Below are 17,558 nucleotides of genomic sequence, written 5' to 3' on the forward strand. Positions count from 1 at the left end.
CAACGCGGTGGCTGCTGCTCGGGCTCGCCCGCTACCACAGGGAACTGTGCAAGTACCGAACGTTGGGGTTTCAGTGGAAATCCCGGCTGCGCACATCCAGCCCTTGCAGCAGCGGACTCACATCCTCCAACCGCCGAGCAATCAGGTGCCGCACCCCATTCTCCTGCTCCAGCCGCCCACTGACCTTGAGCAACTGCGAACCCACCAGCGCCCGCCGCTGCCGTTCGGCCAGCGCACGCCACACCACCACGTTGACCATGCCATGCTCGTCCTCCAGGGTAACGAAGGTCACACCGCTGGCGGTTTGAGGCCGTTGCCGGCCCACCACCAGCCCGGCCACGGCAATGTTGTCGCCATGCTCCACACCCTGTAATTCACTGGAGCTGCGACACCCCAGGGCCCTCAGACGAGCGCGCAACAGGACCAGTGGATGTGGGCCAAGCGTAGTGCCGAGGGTTTGATAATCGGCCATCAGGTCCTCGCCCACGGTTGGCACGGGCAATTGCACCGGTTCTTCAGGCAAGGCCTGCACATCGGCGAACAACGGCAGCTGCGGCTGCACCGCCGCCACCTGCCAGCGCGCCTGATGCCGATCGCTGGCCAAAGCGCGCAGCGCCCCGCCATCAGCCAGGCGGGCACGGGCCCGAGCGTCCAGGCCGGCGCGCAGGCATAGGTCTTCGACGTTGCGCCACGGCCGCTGCGCCCTCGCCTGCTGCACGCGCCTGGCATCGGCTTCGGCCAGGCCACGCACCAGCCGCAGCCCCATGCGAATGGCCAGGGTGCCTTCAGCATCAGGCTCCAGGGTGCAGTCCCAGTCGCTGTGGCAGACATCAACCGGCCGAACCTCGATACCTTGGCGGCGAGCCTCTTGCAGCAGCTGATCAGGGCTGTAGAAGCCCATCGGCCAACTGTTGACCAACGCACAGGTGAAAATCGCCGGCTCATGGCACTTCAACCAACTGCTGGCATAGCACAGCAAGGCAAAGCTGGCCGCATGCGACTCAGGGAAGCCATAGCTGCCAAACCCCTTGATCTGCTCGAAGATGCGCTCGGCAAACGCCAGCGTGTAACCATTGCGCAACATGCCCTGCACCAGCCGTTCGCGGTGCGGTTCCAGCCCGCCGTGGCGCTTCCAGGCTGCCATGCTGCGGCGCAACTGGTCAGCCTCGCCCGGGGTATAGTCGGCCGCGACCATCGCCAGTTCCATCACCTGCTCCTGGAACAGCGGCACGCCCAAGGTACGTTCGAACACTTCCTTCAGTTGCGGCGACGGATACGTCACCGGCTCCTGCTTCAAGCGCCGGCGCAGGTACGGGTGCACCATGTCACCCTGAATCGGCCCGGGGCGGACGATGGCGACCTCGATGACCAGGTCGTAGAACTTTTGGGGCTGCAGCCGCGGCAACATGGCCATTTGCGCGCGTGACTCGATCTGGAACACGCCCATGGTCTCGGCACGGCTGATCATGGCGTAGGTGGCCGGGTCTTCGCTGGGGATGGTCGCCAGGGTCAGGTGCCGGCCACGGTGGTGTTGCAGCAGGTCGAAGCAGCGGCGCAAGGCGCTGAGCATGCCCAACGCCAGTACGTCGACCTTGAGCAGGCCGACCATGTCCAGGTCATCCTTGTCCCACTGGATCACCGTGCGCTCCGGCATCGCGGCATTCTCCACCGGCACCAGCTGGTCGAGCGGTTGCTGGGAGATGACAAAACCGCCCGGGTGCTGTGACAGGTGCCGAGGGAAGCCGATCAGTTCGCCGGCCAGCACCAGCACCCGCCGCAACGAAGGGCTGCCCGCTTCGAAACCGGCTTCGGCCAGGCGCTGGTCATCGGGTATGCGATCGCTCCAGCGGCCACAACATTTGGCCAGGGCATCCACCTGGTCGGCGGGTAGCCCCAGCACCCGCGCCACATCCCGCACCGCACCGGCGGCATGGTAGGTGTTGACTACCGCAGTGAGCGCCGCCCGGTGCCGGCCATAGCGACGGAACACATACTGGATCACCTCCTCGCGCCGGTCGTGTTCGAAGTCCACGTCGATGTCCGGCGGCTCGTTGCGCTCGCGCGACAGGAAGCGCTCGAACAGCAGGTGGTGTTTCATGGGGTCAAGCTCGGTGATGCCCAGCACGAAGCACACCACCGAGTTGGCTGCCGACCCCCGGCCCTGGCATAGGATGCGCTGGCTGCGGGCGAAGGCGACAATGTCGTGCACTGTCAGGAAGTAACTTTCGTAGCCCAGCTCTTCGATCAGCCCCAGTTCCTTGGCAAGCACATCCCGCACTTTGCCACTTGGCCCGCCTGGCCAGCGCAGCGGCATGCCTTGCTCGCACAATTCGCGCAGCCAGCTTGCCGGGGTATGCCCCTCGGGCACCAGTTCGCGTGGGTACTGGTAGCTCAGTTCGCTCAGGTCAAACTGGCAGCGCCGGGCAATGACCAGGGTCTCGGCCAGCAGGTCGAGCGGATACAGCTCGGCCAGTTGCGCCTGGCTGCGCAGGTGCCGTTCACCATTGGCAAACAGAAAGCGCCCGGCCTCGCTCACCTGGCAATGCTGGCGGATGGCGGTCATGCAGTCCTGCAAGGCACGGCGGCCACGCACGTGCATGTGCACGTCGCCACAGGCCACGGTGCGAATGCCTACATCAGCCGCCAGCGCCTGCAACCGTTGCAGGCGCATGGCATCGTCACTGCCCCGGTGCAGGTGCACGGCCAGCCACAGGCGCTCAGCGAACACACTGCGCAGCCACGCGCCGGTAGCGGTATCGCCACTGTCAGCGGCCACCCACAGGGCCAGCAGGCCTTGGTGGTGCAGCAACAGGTCCTCACGAAACAGCTGGTACGCACCCTTCTCTGCCCGCCGGCGGGCACGGGTGATCAGGGCGCACAGGTTCTGGTAGCCGGTCAGGTTCTCGACCAGCAGCACCAGCTTGGGCCCGTCGCACAGTTGCACCTCGCTGCCAACGATCAGCCGCAACTGGTGCACCTTGGCTGCCTGCCAGGCGCGCACGATACCGGCCAGCGTGCATTCGTCAGTGATCGCCAACGCCTGGTAGCCCTGCTCGCGCGCACGCCGGAACAGCTCGTCGGCGCTCGATGCACCGCGCTGGAAGCTGAAGTTGGAAAGGCAATGCAGTTCGGCATAACCCGGGGTGTTCATGCGAACCAACCCTGCAGCCAAAGCGGGCCAGCCTGGCTCAGGTCGCGGTAGGCCCAGCCGCGCAAGCCGTCACGGGTTTCGATGCGGTAGTAGTCGCGCCGCACATCGCCGCCATCCCACCAACCTGATTCGATACGTTCGGCGTAGCCCTGCACCTGGTAGGCGGCGTCATCCAGCGCGATCGGTGCCGACAACAGCCAGCCCGGGCGGCTGCCCGGTGCAACCGGCATGTTGCCTTGGGCACCCTGCTCTACCAAGTGCCAGGCGCATTCGGGGCGGTGATCGGCTGCTGCGCCAAGCCCCTTGACGGCCTCATCCCCCAGGCGGGCGCGCAGCCGCTCACGCAACTGCGCCCAGGGTTGCGCCTGTTGCGCCCGCGGGTCGAACAACGCCTGATGCTGTGGCACGAAGGGTGGCAAGTCTTCGGCAACCAGCCGCAGGTTGCGCACCGGTGCGGGTATGCGCAGCGGCTCAAGGCGCGCGCGGGCCAGCTCGAACAGCATCGCAGCATCGCGTTCCGCCGCCAGCAGGCCCACCTTGAGCAGGGTATCCGGCCCCTCGGCGTGCTCCAGATGCAGGCAGAAGCGCTGCACGCCACAGTCTCGCCCGGCCAGAAAGGCAGCAAGGTCGTTGAGCATGCGCCGCAGCGGGAACAACAGCGCCTGGTGCGACTCGACGTCGAAGTTGAGTTCCAGCCGGGTTTCGAAACGGTCCGGTGGCTGGTAGAAATCCAGCCCCAGGTTGCGCAGGCCGAGCAACTGATCGAGGTGCAGCTGCACCTGGGCCGCAAAGCGCCTGGCCAAGGTATCGCGCGGCAAGGCCAAAACCTGGCCCAGCTGGTGCAAGCCCATGCGGGCAAACGCTTCGGCCGCCTCTGCCGGCAGGCCGACGCGCGTGATGGGCATGCCAAGCAGCGCCGCTCGGGTGGCGTCGACATCGCCCACGGCCAGGCCATCGTGGCCATTGGCGAGCATGCGAGCAGCCACCGGGTTGCTGGCCAGGACAATGCGTTGACGCAGGCCCAGTTCTGCCAGCTCCTGACGCAGACGCGCCTCGAACAAGGGCCAGGGCCCGAATAGTTGCAGGCTGGAACCCACTTCCAGCAGCAGCGCCCGTGGGTAATGCAGGCTGACCTGGGCGCTGAAGCGGTAGGCCCAGGCCGCCAACAGCTGCTGCACCTGATCGATGCGTTTGGGGTCGGCTTCGACACAGGTGAAGCCATCAGCCAAGGCACGCGCTGCGGTCAGGGTTTGCCCGGCCCGCAGGCCCAGTGCAGCGGCCGCCGGATTGACTGCCTGCAACAGGCGACGCTGGGTCGGCCCGCCAATCAGCACCAAAGGCGTGTCAGGGTCGTCACGCTCACGCAGGACGGTGTCCAGCGCAAGCTGCGGGAGCAGGATGCAGGCCCAGAGCATGGTGCATCAGCCCCGCCCCGGGCAGGGAATAGGCAGCGCTGGAGGCATGCCACCCCGGCTTTTCAGCACGCGCCATTGCGCCGGGCGTGTGTCGACTGCAATGCGCAGCGCTGCGGGTGAAGGGTTGTGCGACGCCTGCTGCGGCCTGCAGGCGAACGCCAGTGCCTGCCCGGTTTCGGCCGCTACCTGCAAGCGCCGCAGGGCGCGGTCATCGGCACGCTCCGGCCAGCACAGCACCGCCGCGCAACTGCCCGAGCGCAGGCACTGCTCTGCAGCCCACAGGGCATCGGCAGGCTCGGCATCCACCTGTACCAGCCAGCGCAGGTCCACCCCCGCTGCCTGCCAGGCCGGTGCATAGGGGATGAAAGGTGGAGCCACCAGCACCACTCTGCTGGCTTCTGCGCTCAGCCGGGCGAGGGTTGGCCACAGCAACTGCAATTCGCCACAGCCGGGGTTGGCCAGCAACAGCTCGCTCAGTGCTGCCGCTGGCCAGCCACCTTCCGGCAAACGTTCGTCGAGTGCCGCATGGCCGGTGGGCTGCAGCCCGAGCGGTCGCGCCTGGGCCTGCCGGCCGCGCCATACCCGGCGCTGTTCCAGCAGCCTGTCGAGGTCGACCACGGCGCCCATCAGTCACGCCTCAGCAAGCCGCAAAACACGCCTTCGATGAAAAAGTCCTGTTCGGGCTGCACATCGATCGGCGCATAGGCTGGGTTGCGTGGCAACAGCCGGTAAGTGCCGCCTTGGCGTTGCAGGCGCTTGATGGTCACTTCGCCGTCCAGGCGCGCAACCACGATTTGCCCGTCGCGGGCGTCGGCCTGTTGCAGGATGCCGACCAGGTCACCGTCAAAGATGCCGTCGCCGATCATCGAGTCGCCCCGCACCTTCAGCAGGTAGTCGGGGGTACGGCGGAACAGGCTGGGGTCGAGCAGCAACTGCTCGTGGATGTCCAGGTCCGGGCCGATGGGGGCACCTGCCGCCACCTGGCCCAGCACGGGTACTTCGAGGATTTCTGGTCGACGCAGTGGTTCGGCCAGGCGTATGCCCCGGGCCTGGTTTGGCGTGACATCGATGTAACCGGCCTGGCACAGGGCGGTGATGTGCTTGCGTGCAACGCTGCGCGAGGCAAAACCGAAGCGCGTGGCGATATCCGCCAGGCTCGGCGGCTGACCATGCTCGGCAATGCGCTCACGGATGAATTCGAAAATGGCGCGGCGTTTGGGGGTAAGAGTGTCCATGGAGCACATTTGTACTCTTTTCGGAGCACGCTGAACAGCCCCCTTCGTCGTCAGCTTTGGTTATGATCCCTTGGCTTGTGTTTTTTCATCTGGATATCCCATGCTGACCGCCCTGCTGTTCGACCTTGACGGTACCCTCACCGACACTGACACCCTGCACCTGCAGGCCTTTCGCCAACTGCTGCGTGAACACGATGGCCGCGAGCTGAGCCAGGCGCAGTTCGATGCCCAGGTCAGCGGCCGCGCCAACGGCGAGCTGTTCGCCGAGCTGTTCAGCGGCGCCAGTGTCGAACAGTGCCAGGCGTTGGCCGACCGCAAGGAAGCGCTGTTCCGCGCAATGTCGCCGTCGCTTGAACCGATGCCGGGCCTGTTGCGCCTGCTGGAGCATGCCCAGGCCCATGACATCGGCATGTGTGTGGTGACCAACGCACCGCGGCTGAACGCCGAGCACATGCTGAACGCCATGGGCCTTGGCCAGCACTTTGAACATGTGCTGGTGGCCGAAGAGCTGGCACGGCCCAAACCTGACCCGCTGCCCTACCTCACCGGCCTGCAGCGGCTGGGTGCCGAGGCCGGGCAAGCGCTGGCCTTCGAGGACTCATTGCCGGGGACGGCCGCGGCCAGTAGCGCGGGGATCTTTACCGTGGGCGTGGCCACGACGCAGACGCCGGAGCGGTTGCTGGCAGCGGGAGCCAGGCTGGTTGTCGATGATTTCAATGATGCGGCGTTGTGGGCGCTGATCGAGCGTATGGCTTGAGATGTGGGATGTGTTTGAGACTGAGTGCCGCAGGGGCGGCGCCCGGTCTCGACACAAACACGAACTCCAGGTCGTACCTCTCGCCCCCCTGCCGAGCGCCAAGAGTGGCCATGTCTGGAGCAGCCTCGTGCTGTTAAAAGGCCCGTGCAGAAGCACTCATGGTGCCAAGGCCCGCTGCACTTCACTCACAGTGGTCGCCAAGCTGCTCAGGTGCAAGCTCGACACCCCCTCCACCGGCGCCTGATCCAAAGGCGCTGCGCTTTCCACCAGGCGTCGCTTGAAACGCAACTGGCGGTCACCGAACAGGCGTCGCGCACACAGCCGCGCGAGATGTCCACCGACGTTGAAACTGAAACGCCGGGTCAGGTTATCCACCGGCACTTCTTCGCTCAGCTGGTCGAAGCGTCGTAGGCAAGGCTGTACGTGGCGTTGTTCTCGTTGACCAGTGCGGCCAGGCGCAAGGCCTTGTCGTACTCGTAGCGAAGCCGCTGGCCCTTGGCGTTCTGGCGGCTGCTCACGCGAAGTACACTGCAACTGTGAGGTCTGGGCCTTGCATTTATATCAAGGAAATCGCTGTTCTTCATAACCATTAGGAAAGACATTTATTATACTCACCAACTCGCCGGACTCATATTTGAAATTCACGTCGAAGTCACTAAATACAGATTCAACATGCTCTTTTTGCCGAACATGTATTTTTTCTAGGCGAGAATCAACGTAGACATAATTTGACTCACTACATCCGTACTGGCCCCAATTCATGCTTTTCACCACCGCGCCCTCTTCAAGCAATGAAGTCGAAACATTCCTGAGCTTTCCGCTACTGGCAAAACAGATCCGCTCAATACATCCGCCACTATAGCGATAGAACTCCTTATTGATGATATTTTCAGACTGCCCATAAATCTCAACAAAGATCACCTTGTCATACTCATCCAAATGATACAGATGAGTATTTTTAATATGAACTGGAATTTTTTTTAAAACTTTCCCTTTCTTAAAGCCCGCCCGCTCGATCTCATATGGGCTGACGTTATATAACGCCCCCTTGCTTATCACTATTTTTCTCGCTCTGGATAAAGCCTCAGACAAACAAGAAGACAGGACCTCCTCTGCTCGAGATTCAATCTCTAAATATTTTCCTTCAAGATCTTTCAAGTTATTCATGCTTTGTCCAATCCAGAATATATTCCATGGGCAATTTCAGAATCGATCATATCCAACACGCTCAAGAAGTCACCACTCTTATTTATATCGTCCAGACGATCTACTTATAAGCATTGGTGTGAATGCTTGCATGATTGGGTAGGACGATGTTCACCCAGGTTCAACTGGTGCAGATGCCCGCAGCCGTATTACAAGTAGTTGAGGTTGCGATTATCCGTCGGGTCGTACTGGTGACGACGATGGATCGAATCGTAAGCATAGACTACCAGCAGCGACGTTAACGCCGAGGCAGTTGGAGAGTTTACCGCTGTTCAATTCAAGCGAACAACCGGGATGGCACTTGTTGCTTAGTATTATTCATTCGAAAATACCATTAGGGAAATTCTGGAGAATCTATTTTCGTACAAAGCCTACAACGGCGCCCTCAACAGACTTAATTAAACGCTTTTGCTGGGCCCACTTAAAGGCAGCAGAGTCAGAAGAAAACACACCATTAAAGATTAACTTAAATTTTCAGCCAAAATACCGAAACATTTCTTTCACGTCTTTGTCGCCCATAGGGGAATAGGACGGGTAGTCACGCTTACTTCCCGTCAAAGAGGTCTCATTATCAAAAATATCAACAAGCCTCACATTATCAGCCACGCCGTACACATACCTCACCGACTCTTGATTTGACGGCCTATAATCCGATTCGTAAGCAACAATTCTCCAGTCACCCTCAGCCTTACGATCAAAAAGCGAATAAGAATCTAATATGACAGGGTCACCCAAGCGCTCGAAAGAAACTGAATCAACCACAGGAACAGTAAGAACCTTGTCAAAAATCTCCACTACATGGCCAAGGCTATTTGGGGTCATAATGCGACCAACCCCATATTTTTTGGAGCCTAATGCGAAGCAAAATATATCCCCGCTTTTTATTTTTTTATAACTTGTTTTTATTCTTTCTTCCCACTCATAAACCTTAAGCGACGTCATCCGCAACCTCTTCATGGCACTTCTACACCTGAGACACAACAAACAATCACGCATAAATTCGACAGCTAGACTTTGTAAAGGTGCACTTTTGAATTTTTGTCGTAAAAATACAAGCCAACCACGCTTTCGCCATCTCGCTCAATGAATATTTCTGTACCAGGAGCACTATTGCTTGCATAAGCAAGCATTGATACTATCCGTGCTGCTTCACACCTATATTCATAGCACCAATATTCACCATCGTCCTCCAGGCGGCATGATATATCTGGGACTCGATTCTCAAATATGACCCCAGACGCCCTAATAGCCTTTCCTTCATCGTCAAAGCGGACTGAATAGGTCGACTGCCCCTCCACCTGATATATCTCAGTCTCTATTGCTGTAGAGTTCACACCATATATATCAGACTTATAAAGGCCATGCTGCTCAGAATAATAGAACTTAAAGCAATTTTTTATTCTTTGGCTCAGCGCTTAGCATGGGAGACGGAGTCACCCCAGCCAGTTCCAACCCATAAGGCAATATAGAAAGGCTTGGCCCCTTAGACCATTTTACTTCTTCGCTTGTTATGCGCTGCATGCCTGTACTTTCAGAAAGCCCCATATCAAGCTTAGATTTTAAAATCCCAAGCAAATCCTTAAATTTATCAGGAATCACGACCACCTCCTAACAGCAAAATTTTACCGCTATTTAGTTGCTCAACACATAAGACAAACCATTCTAAACAACCAACTTAACTGCGCTACCATTAAAAAGTTCCTGCAACGCTTCTCGCAAGGAAGAAATCCGCCCTGCCAGCTCTAAAACTCCTTCATCAAATTTCACAAGGATGCTTGAACCACCCAAGCTATCAATGAACGGCGGCTTGACCTCAACCCTAAGACCACTTTCCTCCAAGACTAATTTTTTTATAGCGCCCGCCATTTCATAGGTTACGCCCGAAACTTGCAACCCAATACCATCATCAACACTCAAATTATCTTCATCATCTAAGCGAGTCATTATCAGATAATTTACAGGATCAACACCGCCCTCACCAATGGCAACCACTAAAACATCGTTTTCTTCATAGCACTCGATGCTTGACGCGACGAAATTATTCATAGAACCCTACATCCCTAACCGCCCCAGAACCAGATACTGCATGAGTAGCGAGGGTGTTCTTTGAAACCCCTACTGCTGCCTCATCTGGCGTCATATTTCCACGTTGCCAAACACCAGTCGCCTTTCACATTGCCGCTGCTGTCGTACAAAGTTGCAATCGCATTATGTGTTCCCTTGCCGGATCCAAATGAAAGCCCAGCGGGTCAACATAGACACTTGGATGTATCTATTGAAAACGTTCCCCACCCCAACACCAGCACCCTAAAGCCCCCATTACAAACGCCCGCTCCAAAAACCAATCTAGATAACAATCAATTTATCCTTTGAATATCCAACGGGCCATCTGCCAGAACAATATAACTCAACCACCCTCAACCAGACACTGTCTTCCCCATAGTAGCACTCAGAGACATACTGGCGAAACGCAAAACAAGCCGCGTTTCTAGCAGCCACACTAAAGTCATGCGCACCCGACAAGAACTTATCTTTGGGGACATTCCTTACCGACTTCAGTACAGCTTTACTTACTCCAAGCCTAAGATCAAGCAAATCCTTAGGCGGCTTCGGAAAAAACTTGAACGGATCATCTTGAGTGGGAGTGGTCGGTAACCACTCAAGGTCTTCATAAGCACCAAGAAATTCAGCCTCTACCGGTTCAACAAAGACCTTAAACACGCTCTCTATATATATAACATTTTCAAATTTATCAGCCACCTCCCCCATCTTAGAAAAAAGTTCGCACGCCCAATTTCATCAATCAGGTTTTGAAAATCCAGCATTTTAAACCCTCAAATCTGTCATGGCGCGCGGCAGCAAGGCTTTCCTGCAGCTTACCAGCCCTAGCGGATCAACACACCCAGTGGGTTCCGGCCCATATTTATAAAAATTACTACCGCCTTCAAGCCCAATTGGTTCCTAAGTAATGAACATCTCAGTTTCAGGACCATAATAAAGAAGAGTATTATAGTTAAGATTGATTTCACTATCAAAATACTGCCCTTAACGATTGTGCCGTCTCTGTCCGTCAGTTCCAGCGGCGTACCAACCTGGTCCGTATGGAAGTAATAGACCTTCTGCCCTTCCCCCTTCAACCTGATCAACCCGCGCCAACGGCGCATAGCTACCCGGCTCGGACAGGTACACCTCCCGGTGCAGGTCGTCGCGCTCCATGTCACTGGTCACCTGCCCATCCAGGTTCAGCTGGTGCAAGTGACCGCTGCCATAGTACGGCTGATTGACCTTGCGCCCATCCGGCAGGTTCCACGCTCGCACAGCGTGTGGAGCTCCGGCCGCTCGGCATTTCCGCCTTGGGTTTCCCAGCGATAATGCCAGCCCAGGTCCAGGGCGTTGTGGGTCGCCATCAGGCCCTCGGCGTTGCTGAAGCTGCGCACGGGGTCGCCGTTGCGGTTGATCACCGCGCTCAGCCGGCCGTGAGCGCTCTCACCAAATACAAAGCCGAATGTTGATGCCCGATACTATGCTCGCGATTTTGTGTAGCCCGCCCGCCATTAAGCGCCCCAGCAACAGCGCTCACCCATCAAATCTTCTGATAAAATAGTTATATTCTTCCGAATAGTTGAGCAGTTCAGCTGTTTTATTTTCAAGCTCTTCTGCACCATCATCATCCGTAACAGTGACAAATAGCATCGGCTCCTGAATCTTAAAGGATGAAAAGAAACCTTCCCTACGCAGAGAGCTTAAAACATTAACCATGAGCGAGAGCAGCCTTTCTTTAAAACGTAAGATATCGCTTCGGGCACTTGCCTCTCTCAGGTCCTTACAAATATCTTTGAAATACTCCCCCTTCCACCCCTCGTATTTCCATTCTGAAGAAGCCCACTTATAGTAGGGCATCAACTCTTCACGCTCTTCTTCACCTTCCCCCTTAAGTTTCTCCTCGAGTGCCTCAACGGAATTAACCGCAACCGCCATGGTCATAGCGCTACTATCCGTATAAAGCGCGCAAGCGTAGAACTGCTCATCCGGATGTTCCACACTCAAATCTTGCAGAGCTTTTGTCACCAAGGTTAAAGCCGTGCTCTCTAATGCCTGCCAATTCATTGCACTCTCCTGTTCAGTTCGACATCATCGACAACCAATTGTTCTCGTTGAACAACGCGGTCAGGCGAATGGCCCTGTCGTACTCGTAGCGACTCTGTAGACGCTGCAGGTAGAGGTTTCCGTGGTGTCGTCCGGGTGGCTGATGCGCTGCACTTCGCCGTCGGGCTTGCGCTCCAGCGTGGGTGGTCTGATTACGCGCATTAGTTACGCTAGTCAGATCACATACAAAATAAGAATTTGCAAGAAGATGATAGCTCTCCCCAGGCGATTACATAAACGAAACCACATAACAAACAAACCAATTAAAACTTCTTTCAAACCAAAAGCACGAATCCTTACAGCGGAGAACGACGCCATCTATCATCAAAGCTTAAAACTTCTTTTTTCTTTATTTTCCAGTAGCCACCTTTAGACACTAAATACATCTTGGAGCACGTTTCAGCACCTTTAGTTTGCTGCACTTGAACTGTCAGCATTTTTTCATCACCACCCAGAAGCTCTAACTCATCAGTCGCAGGATCATAAGTGGCAGGCTTAGTGCACCCAAGATCCATGAGGCGCCCGTAGTTAAATTTATCCTTGACTGAATATCTATCAAGTATTTCTTCAAGCTTTCTTGCGTATTTATCTTTTAGCTCAAGATCTTCTACTCCCTGAGCCAGATTTTTTTTACGCTGATCAAAAAACTCAATCTCCCAGCAGTTCATTTCCCTCATGAAAGCTATCAGTTCACCAGGAGGGGTCATCACTACATTTTCCTTGGTCATGTTAATTCCCTAAAACACCTTCAAGGATATTCTCACCTTGACGATGTGCGTCATAGGTTATGAAAGTCGATCGCTTGCCACCATTACCATACACGAAGTTTAGCTCTACATCCACAACGCCATTTTTTCTTAATGACATTAGCAATTTGCGCTTCAAATACTTTAGATTGGCTACGATTAGCCCCCTTTAACAGAGGGTGCACGCCGTCATTACCACTCCCCCATCTAAAAGCCTGCCAATTAAATGCACTGTATCATCATCAGAGTTCCACATCATTCGAGCCCACGCTCTGGACGTGGCGTTAGTTGCTCCACCACCTTGATTCACATCGTTTAAAGTGATGATTGCGGTTGCTTTTAGGCGTTGACCTGCCGGCCCTGTCACACCATTAGTCCTGACACACGAACCTAATGGGTCAAGCCAGCCCGAGGAACTGGGCGCATTATTGTAAAGGTCTGAACTACCTAGTAAGCCTATTGGATCTTGCGTAATGAATAGCGCCACCTCGGGGTCATAGTCCCGAAAGGTATTATAATGTAGTCAGGATTCATCCTCATTGTACTGCCTTGGTTAACTCAGATTCTGGTCTGACCTGTTTGATCGACAAAGTTTCTATCGCGCCCCAAGACCGATACGTTGCCTGCCAAACGATCTTGCCGTTGCTGTCCGTCAACTCCAACGGCGTACCAATCTGATCCGTATGGAAGTAATAGACCTTCTGTTCTTACCCTTCAGCCTGATCAACCCGCGCCAACGGCCATAGCTACCCGGCTCGTACAGGTACAGGTGTTCTGCCCAGGCGTCTCTGCGTGCAGCATTCGCAATGCCTTGCCAGAGAAAGCGCTTCTGCTCAACCTCACCATTGATTTCAGCCCGCTTGGCCACCCGCCGTCCCAGGCTGTCATACCGGTACCGCCCGGTGCCCTCCAGTCTGCCACTGACATACATTTCAGCTTTAACCAGCCGATTCTCACGGTCATATGCAGTAGAAGAAAAACATTGCCTCTACCTATACCGCGGCAGAGTCAACTAACCCATTAGTTATTAAAGATTACATCTTTAGCATCTTAATATCTGCAACAGAGGTTTTAAATCAATAACACACACCTGCACATCCAAAATCAGATCCGAACACTAAAAATGCTGACACAGAACGCCAACCCCAGGCACCTCGGCACCTCGGCACCTCGGCACCTATGTCGAGCTTATCATTCACCTTCATATAATCCCACATACTTCAAACCATTATAATTCGACTTTAGGGGCTTGGAAATATTCGTACCGCCATCGGAGTACCAAAAAATTGCATTAGCCTTAGCAACACCAAGCCTCAAGCACTCTGCCTTTAAATCCTCAATACAACTGGAGTCAACCGCAGATTCAATCAAGATTTCATCTAAACTCACCTCCTCCGCTTTCCTTGGGATGATCCCGATGAAATCCTCGTCATACCATCTCACACCAATATCTCTGCAAAACCCACAAACCTTGTATGCCGGATCATCCAAATCCACAGAATAGTCCAACTCGAAATACTTTAGGTAGTCATCCTCCGAAGAGAAATTTACACCCACCCAAACATGAATTTTTTCATACCGCTCAATATCATAAGAATTCATTTAGCATGCTCCTGGCTTCATGGACTTGCTGTGATCTGGATCGATTACGCTAAGCGCTTGGGCCTTGCTTTGCACGCCATTCAATTCTTTAATTAAATTATTATGGAGCAGCCTTCCCGCTCTACTATCATGGTGCAGGTCGTCCGGTACAGGACTACCATGTTTGTCTGTCACACCAACAAAAGTAACATATCTAGTCGGCGCCGTCGCCCCCTTAATTTCTTTAGCGGTAAAACCAAATTCTTTTGCCTTCGACGCTATAGAGACAGGAAACGTTCCATGTTTACCTCCTGGTTCCGAAGGGCAATTTCTACAGCTTTTATTATCAACAATATCTTGAACTGAAGCGCTATTAAACCCCGCCATCAAAACCATCCTTCACCGTTAAAGATTATGCCACCAAACGCTTACAACAAAATTTGTGCAGAAAGTAGTTCTCGAAAAACTCGAAGACAAGATATCTAATCCTTAAACTGCACTCCGCGAACCGAGGCATTTTCAAAAATAGACTTGACGCGAGCAGTCACCACAATTACGGGGCTTTCCTCTTCAGCCCTAACGACATCACTAGAAAGTATTGTCTCATCATCCAAAACTATCTTGCTGAACCATCTAGGACCATCTGGAAGATAGCTAAACAAGGGTTCGCTAACGGACTCTTTCAAGTTAAAAACTGGAGACTTATCAGTCACATTTAACACTTTGTAACCAGCATAGGAAACCTCACCTATCAGTAGATTCGCATTCACAAACTGAACACCAGAAATATTTTCTGCCTTCATTAATTCGTAGAGCCGTGGCGAAATCAAATTGGGCCCATCACTGTAAAAAAAATCATAGCTCAGTAGTTTGGAGACACTGACCCTTTTTGATCCCTCGAAGCAGACTTTTATATCCTTGCTAACAGCCACGCCATCTTTAAAAACCCCAGATTCTTCACCTGACAACATCTTTATCTCCAGCCAATAACTCTCAGGATAATCATCTGAAATGGAAAGTATAAAGTTTTTAGCCACAATCTGACCCTCTAACAGAACCTTTATTCAGCATCGTTTAACCTGCGCACAGACCCTTTCTCTCATCAACCATGACTCCGTGGATAGCCTTTTGGTAATCCGCTTTGGACCAGTCGTTTTTTGCCGTATTCGTGTATGAATATTCACTTCCCCTGCCCGCATTGCTGCATGATTGGACAACTTATGTATCTACCGACTTTCGGATCGTAGTAGCCAAACTTGTTATAGCGCAGTTCCGTTTCGTTATCCAAGTACTGGCCCTGGAATCGAAGGTTCTGTTCCACCTCGCCGACAGTCAGATACGCTATCACACCCCACTAAACATAAGTTCTCTGCCACTTCTCCCCATTTTGCAGATCTCGCCTGCTGACCTTGCATGTCTCACCGTCCATGATAAAAGTTAACCTAAAGGAAGCACACAGCCCTGTTTTCTTCCTGATAATAACAGACACTGTACTTCCATTGCTCTCACACACCTCAACCTCATCATTAACTAAATCATATTCAGGATATCTGCCACACACTATATTTTCCACGCGATCATAGTTGCGACCTTCGTCTACGACATATTTTTTAAAAATTTTCAAAAGATCACTTTTCATGCTTCGATCAAGGGCTTCTCCTAATGAATCGTCCGAAAAAGCTTCCAAACTTTTTTTGTAGCCCAACGTCTCCCACTCGCACATGGCGGCCATAAAACCTAACAACGCATCTCGAAAGCCACCACGCAAGTTAGTTGCTAAATATTTCTCCATCAACTAGATCACCCTTTTTAAAAACATTATAGAGAGCCTTAGTGGGCCTTGTCCCGCTGGCCCAGTTTCCAACACATCTTTTGCAATTTGTTTTTCAAAATCTCTAAACAAACCGCGGTTGAGCTCGGCAATCAGTCGACCAACCGCATCGCGCTCGAACAGCGTCTCGCGTAGCGGCTGCTCGCCATTTGCGCCATAACCGATTTCATCAACGCAGGTCAGATGCCCGCCCTCGTTGTAGCTGAAACGCCGGGGCAGGTTATCCACCCATCGGTCCCGCCACCAGATGCTGACGCTAGTTGTGTTAGACCGTGATTTACCCGAACAGTCGCGGGAAGCTCGACCTAAGCAGAGACGTACCGCAAAGTGCTCACACAGGCTAGAAAAAGAGGAAATCGCTCAAAAATTTAGCCGTAAATATTTTCTTCTTGAGCCTTCTCAATAAAAATATCCATAAAATCACCTTGGATCTCCTCCCCATCACAGGTAACAACAAACTCCCCCTCTAAATCATTTGGAAAGTGCACCCCGTCGAGAGCACCCAACACCACCGAAGCACTATCTGCGATAATAATTTTAAAAAAATCAAACACATCGGCCCTCTGAGCATCACTCAAAACAGCCAAAGAATTTCTCGCCCTCGCATAAGGGTCCACATCATCATTCACTGGTTTACTTAGAGACGTCTTATACCTCTCGAAGTTACTCCCAAACAACTCATCAAACACAGCAAACACAAATTTTTTATCCGGCGTCATACCTTACTCCTTATCAGTGCACTTCTGGGCACATGGATTTATTAAGAGATATTAGGCGCGTACTGGTAAAGATTATTTCCTCCAAATAATCTAATCGGGTCCTGTGATAAAAACCGCCCCACCTCAGGATCGTATTACCGAACCGTGTTGTAGTGCAGCCCGGTCTCGTCGTCAAAGTATTGCCACTAAAACCTCAGATTCTGCTCGACTTCATTGACCGCCAGCTGCTCAATCGTTCCCCAAGACTGATAAGTCGCCTGCCAAACGATCTCGCCCTCGCTATTGGTCAGCTCGAGCGGCGTACCGATCTGATCGGTATGGAAGTAATAAAACTTTTGCTCCTGCCCTTCAGCCTGATCGACCTGCGCCAGTGGCGGCTCGATCAGGTTGCCCCAAGGATCGTAGCGATACGCCGTCGGTGTGGCTGAGTACCCGACCGTAGACGTTGTAGGTGAAGGTTTCCGGGATACCGTCCGGGTGACTAATGCGCTGCACCTCGCCGTCGGGCTTGCGCTCCAGCGTGGCGGTCTGGTTCAGCGCGTCCGTTACCGCGACCAGTTGCTGGCGCTCGTCATAGCGGTAATACGTGCTCTTGCCCGAGCAGTCCGGTATCGCTCCACCTGGGCCAGGGCGTTCCACCACAGGTACTTGGACTTGTAGGTCGCGTCGATAATGGTGACCCGCAGGCCAGCTTAGCCGTTGAGTCGTTTACTGCCAGGCGAGCCCAAATCCAAGCCAACAATGTTGCCCTACTCGTAAAGCGCGCGGCCA

The 17,558-nt window shown here is 54.1% G+C and carries 21 protein-coding genes and 8 pseudogenes; 1 reads left to right on the forward strand and 28 read right to left on the reverse strand.

From position 1 onward, the window contains the following. Positions 1-70 precede the first annotated feature (70 nt). The 4 genes from ACE4QZ_RS13965 to lexA are packed head-to-tail and all read right to left on the reverse strand — an operon-like array spanning position 71 to position 5,810. The gene (locus tag ACE4QZ_RS13965; protein WP_021785056.1) at positions 71-3,151 is read right to left on the reverse strand and encodes an error-prone DNA polymerase; all 3,081 of its coding nucleotides are present in this window, start codon (positions 3,149-3,151) and stop codon (positions 71-73) included. Continuing rightward, positions 3,148-4,566: a Y-family DNA polymerase gene (locus ACE4QZ_RS13970; protein WP_021785055.1), complete on the reverse strand. Its 1,419-nt coding sequence runs from the start codon at positions 4,564-4,566 to the stop codon at positions 3,148-3,150. Before ACE4QZ_RS13970 ends, ACE4QZ_RS13965 begins: the two co-directional genes overlap by 4 nt. A gap of 6 nt (positions 4,567-4,572) precedes the next feature. Continuing rightward, positions 4,573-5,193 (reverse strand): translesion DNA synthesis-associated protein ImuA, encoded by a 621-nt coding sequence (gene imuA / locus ACE4QZ_RS13975; protein WP_021785054.1) that lies wholly within the window; start codon positions 5,191-5,193, stop codon positions 4,573-4,575. Next, entirely contained in the window at positions 5,193-5,810 is a 618-nt protein-coding gene (lexA, locus tag ACE4QZ_RS13980) for a transcriptional repressor LexA (RefSeq protein ID WP_021785053.1), read from the reverse strand. The genes imuA and lexA overlap by 1 nt, the downstream gene beginning before the upstream one ends. Positions 5,811-5,901: 91 nt before the next feature. Here lexA and ACE4QZ_RS13985 point away from each other — a divergent pair, with 91 nt between their 5' ends. Next, complete coding sequence (locus ACE4QZ_RS13985; protein ID WP_021785052.1) at positions 5,902-6,558, forward strand: HAD family hydrolase; 657 nt, start codon at positions 5,902-5,904, stop codon at positions 6,556-6,558. Positions 6,559-6,804: 246 nt separating this feature from the next. On the opposite strand, the pseudogene ACE4QZ_RS13990 reads toward ACE4QZ_RS13985, so the two are convergent. The 24 genes and pseudogenes from ACE4QZ_RS13990 to ACE4QZ_RS14105 form a co-directional block, all read right to left on the reverse strand. Then, positions 6,805-6,882, reverse strand: a pseudogene (locus tag ACE4QZ_RS13990) (IclR family transcriptional regulator); the annotation flags it as partial. Next, positions 6,877-7,073: pseudogene (locus ACE4QZ_RS13995) on the reverse strand (hypothetical protein); the annotation flags it as partial. The pseudogenes ACE4QZ_RS13995 and ACE4QZ_RS13990, both read right to left, overlap by 6 nt. 46 nt (positions 7,074-7,119) lie before the next feature. Beyond that, positions 7,120-7,725, reverse strand: coding sequence for a hypothetical protein (locus ACE4QZ_RS14000; RefSeq protein ID WP_021785049.1), 606 nt, complete (start codon positions 7,723-7,725; stop codon positions 7,120-7,122). Positions 7,726-8,238: 513 nt separating this feature from the next. Next, on the reverse strand, positions 8,239-8,706 hold the full coding sequence (locus ACE4QZ_RS14005; RefSeq protein WP_028697001.1) for an Imm26 family immunity protein: 468 nt from the start codon (positions 8,704-8,706) through the stop codon (positions 8,239-8,241). A gap of 441 nt (positions 8,707-9,147) precedes the next feature. Beyond that, positions 9,148-9,363, reverse strand: a complete 216-nt coding sequence (locus ACE4QZ_RS14010) for a hypothetical protein (protein ID WP_143514760.1) — start codon at positions 9,361-9,363, stop codon at positions 9,148-9,150. Positions 9,364-9,426: 63 nt separating this feature from the next. Then, positions 9,427-9,810 (reverse strand): hypothetical protein, encoded by a 384-nt coding sequence (locus ACE4QZ_RS14015; protein ID WP_021785046.1) that lies wholly within the window; start codon positions 9,808-9,810, stop codon positions 9,427-9,429. Then, positions 9,803-9,904 carry a hypothetical protein gene (locus ACE4QZ_RS14020; protein ID WP_371321084.1) on the reverse strand — a complete coding sequence of 34 codons (102 nt, stop codon included), beginning with the start codon at positions 9,902-9,904 and terminating at the stop codon, positions 9,803-9,805. Before ACE4QZ_RS14020 ends, ACE4QZ_RS14015 begins: the two co-directional genes overlap by 8 nt. Then, on the reverse strand, positions 9,891-9,968 hold the full coding sequence (locus ACE4QZ_RS14025) for a hypothetical protein (protein ID WP_410480458.1): 78 nt from the start codon (positions 9,966-9,968) through the stop codon (positions 9,891-9,893). Before ACE4QZ_RS14025 ends, ACE4QZ_RS14020 begins: the two co-directional genes overlap by 14 nt. 142 nt (positions 9,969-10,110) lie before the next feature. Continuing rightward, complete coding sequence (locus ACE4QZ_RS14030; RefSeq protein ID WP_274150043.1) at positions 10,111-10,533, reverse strand: hypothetical protein; 423 nt, start codon at positions 10,531-10,533, stop codon at positions 10,111-10,113. 57 nt (positions 10,534-10,590) lie between these two features. Then, positions 10,591-11,067 (reverse strand): annotated as a pseudogene (locus ACE4QZ_RS14035) (RHS repeat-associated core domain-containing protein); the annotation flags it as partial. Beyond that, positions 11,007-11,225: a hypothetical protein gene (locus ACE4QZ_RS14040; protein ID WP_021785043.1), complete on the reverse strand. Its 219-nt coding sequence runs from the start codon at positions 11,223-11,225 to the stop codon at positions 11,007-11,009. The gene ACE4QZ_RS14040 and the pseudogene ACE4QZ_RS14035, both read right to left, overlap by 61 nt. A 115-nt stretch (positions 11,226-11,340) precedes the next feature. Further along, complete coding sequence (locus ACE4QZ_RS14045; protein ID WP_021785042.1) at positions 11,341-11,871, reverse strand: DUF4303 domain-containing protein; 531 nt, start codon at positions 11,869-11,871, stop codon at positions 11,341-11,343. Between the two features lie 37 nt (positions 11,872-11,908). Continuing rightward, positions 11,909-12,088, reverse strand: a pseudogene (locus ACE4QZ_RS14050) (hypothetical protein); the annotation flags it as partial. A 118-nt stretch (positions 12,089-12,206) separates the two neighbouring features. Then, the gene (locus tag ACE4QZ_RS14055) at positions 12,207-12,638 is read right to left on the reverse strand and encodes an NTF2 fold immunity protein (protein WP_223271128.1); all 432 of its coding nucleotides are present in this window, start codon (positions 12,636-12,638) and stop codon (positions 12,207-12,209) included. Positions 12,639-13,038: 400 nt separating this feature from the next. Continuing rightward, positions 13,039-13,623: pseudogene (locus ACE4QZ_RS14060) on the reverse strand (RHS domain-containing protein); the annotation flags it as partial. Positions 13,624-13,847: 224 nt separating this feature from the next. Continuing rightward, positions 13,848-14,258: an immunity 22 family protein gene (locus tag ACE4QZ_RS14065; RefSeq protein WP_021785039.1), complete on the reverse strand. Its 411-nt coding sequence runs from the start codon at positions 14,256-14,258 to the stop codon at positions 13,848-13,850. Next, positions 14,259-14,624 carry a hypothetical protein gene (locus tag ACE4QZ_RS14070; protein ID WP_143514759.1) on the reverse strand — a complete coding sequence of 122 codons (366 nt, stop codon included), beginning with the start codon at positions 14,622-14,624 and terminating at the stop codon, positions 14,259-14,261. Positions 14,625-14,719: 95 nt separating this feature from the next. Continuing rightward, positions 14,720-15,274 (reverse strand): hypothetical protein, encoded by a 555-nt coding sequence (locus tag ACE4QZ_RS14075; RefSeq protein ID WP_028696999.1) that lies wholly within the window; start codon positions 15,272-15,274, stop codon positions 14,720-14,722. A gap of 179 nt (positions 15,275-15,453) precedes the next feature. Beyond that, positions 15,454-15,591, reverse strand: a pseudogene (locus tag ACE4QZ_RS14080) (RHS repeat-associated core domain-containing protein); the annotation flags it as partial. Further along, entirely contained in the window at positions 15,592-16,029 is a 438-nt protein-coding gene (locus tag ACE4QZ_RS14085; protein WP_053870394.1) for an NTF2 fold immunity protein, read from the reverse strand. 3 nt (positions 16,030-16,032) lie between these two features. Continuing rightward, positions 16,033-16,296, reverse strand: coding sequence for a hypothetical protein (locus ACE4QZ_RS14090; RefSeq protein WP_021785036.1), 264 nt, complete (start codon positions 16,294-16,296; stop codon positions 16,033-16,035). Positions 16,297-16,436: 140 nt separating this feature from the next. Next, positions 16,437-16,787, reverse strand: a complete 351-nt coding sequence (locus tag ACE4QZ_RS14095; RefSeq protein ID WP_021785035.1) for a hypothetical protein — start codon at positions 16,785-16,787, stop codon at positions 16,437-16,439. Positions 16,788-16,837: 50 nt separating this feature from the next. Further along, positions 16,838-17,164: pseudogene (locus ACE4QZ_RS14100) on the reverse strand (RHS repeat domain-containing protein); the annotation flags it as partial. Positions 17,165-17,198: 34 nt separating this feature from the next. Further along, positions 17,199-17,476, reverse strand: a pseudogene (locus ACE4QZ_RS14105) (hypothetical protein); the annotation flags it as partial. Positions 17,477-17,558 lie beyond the last annotated feature (82 nt).

It is taken from the genome of Pseudomonas sp. DCA-1 (genome assembly GCF_046523955.1).
GTDB classification, from domain to species: Bacteria; Pseudomonadota; Gammaproteobacteria; order Pseudomonadales; family Pseudomonadaceae; genus Aquipseudomonas; species Aquipseudomonas putida_Y.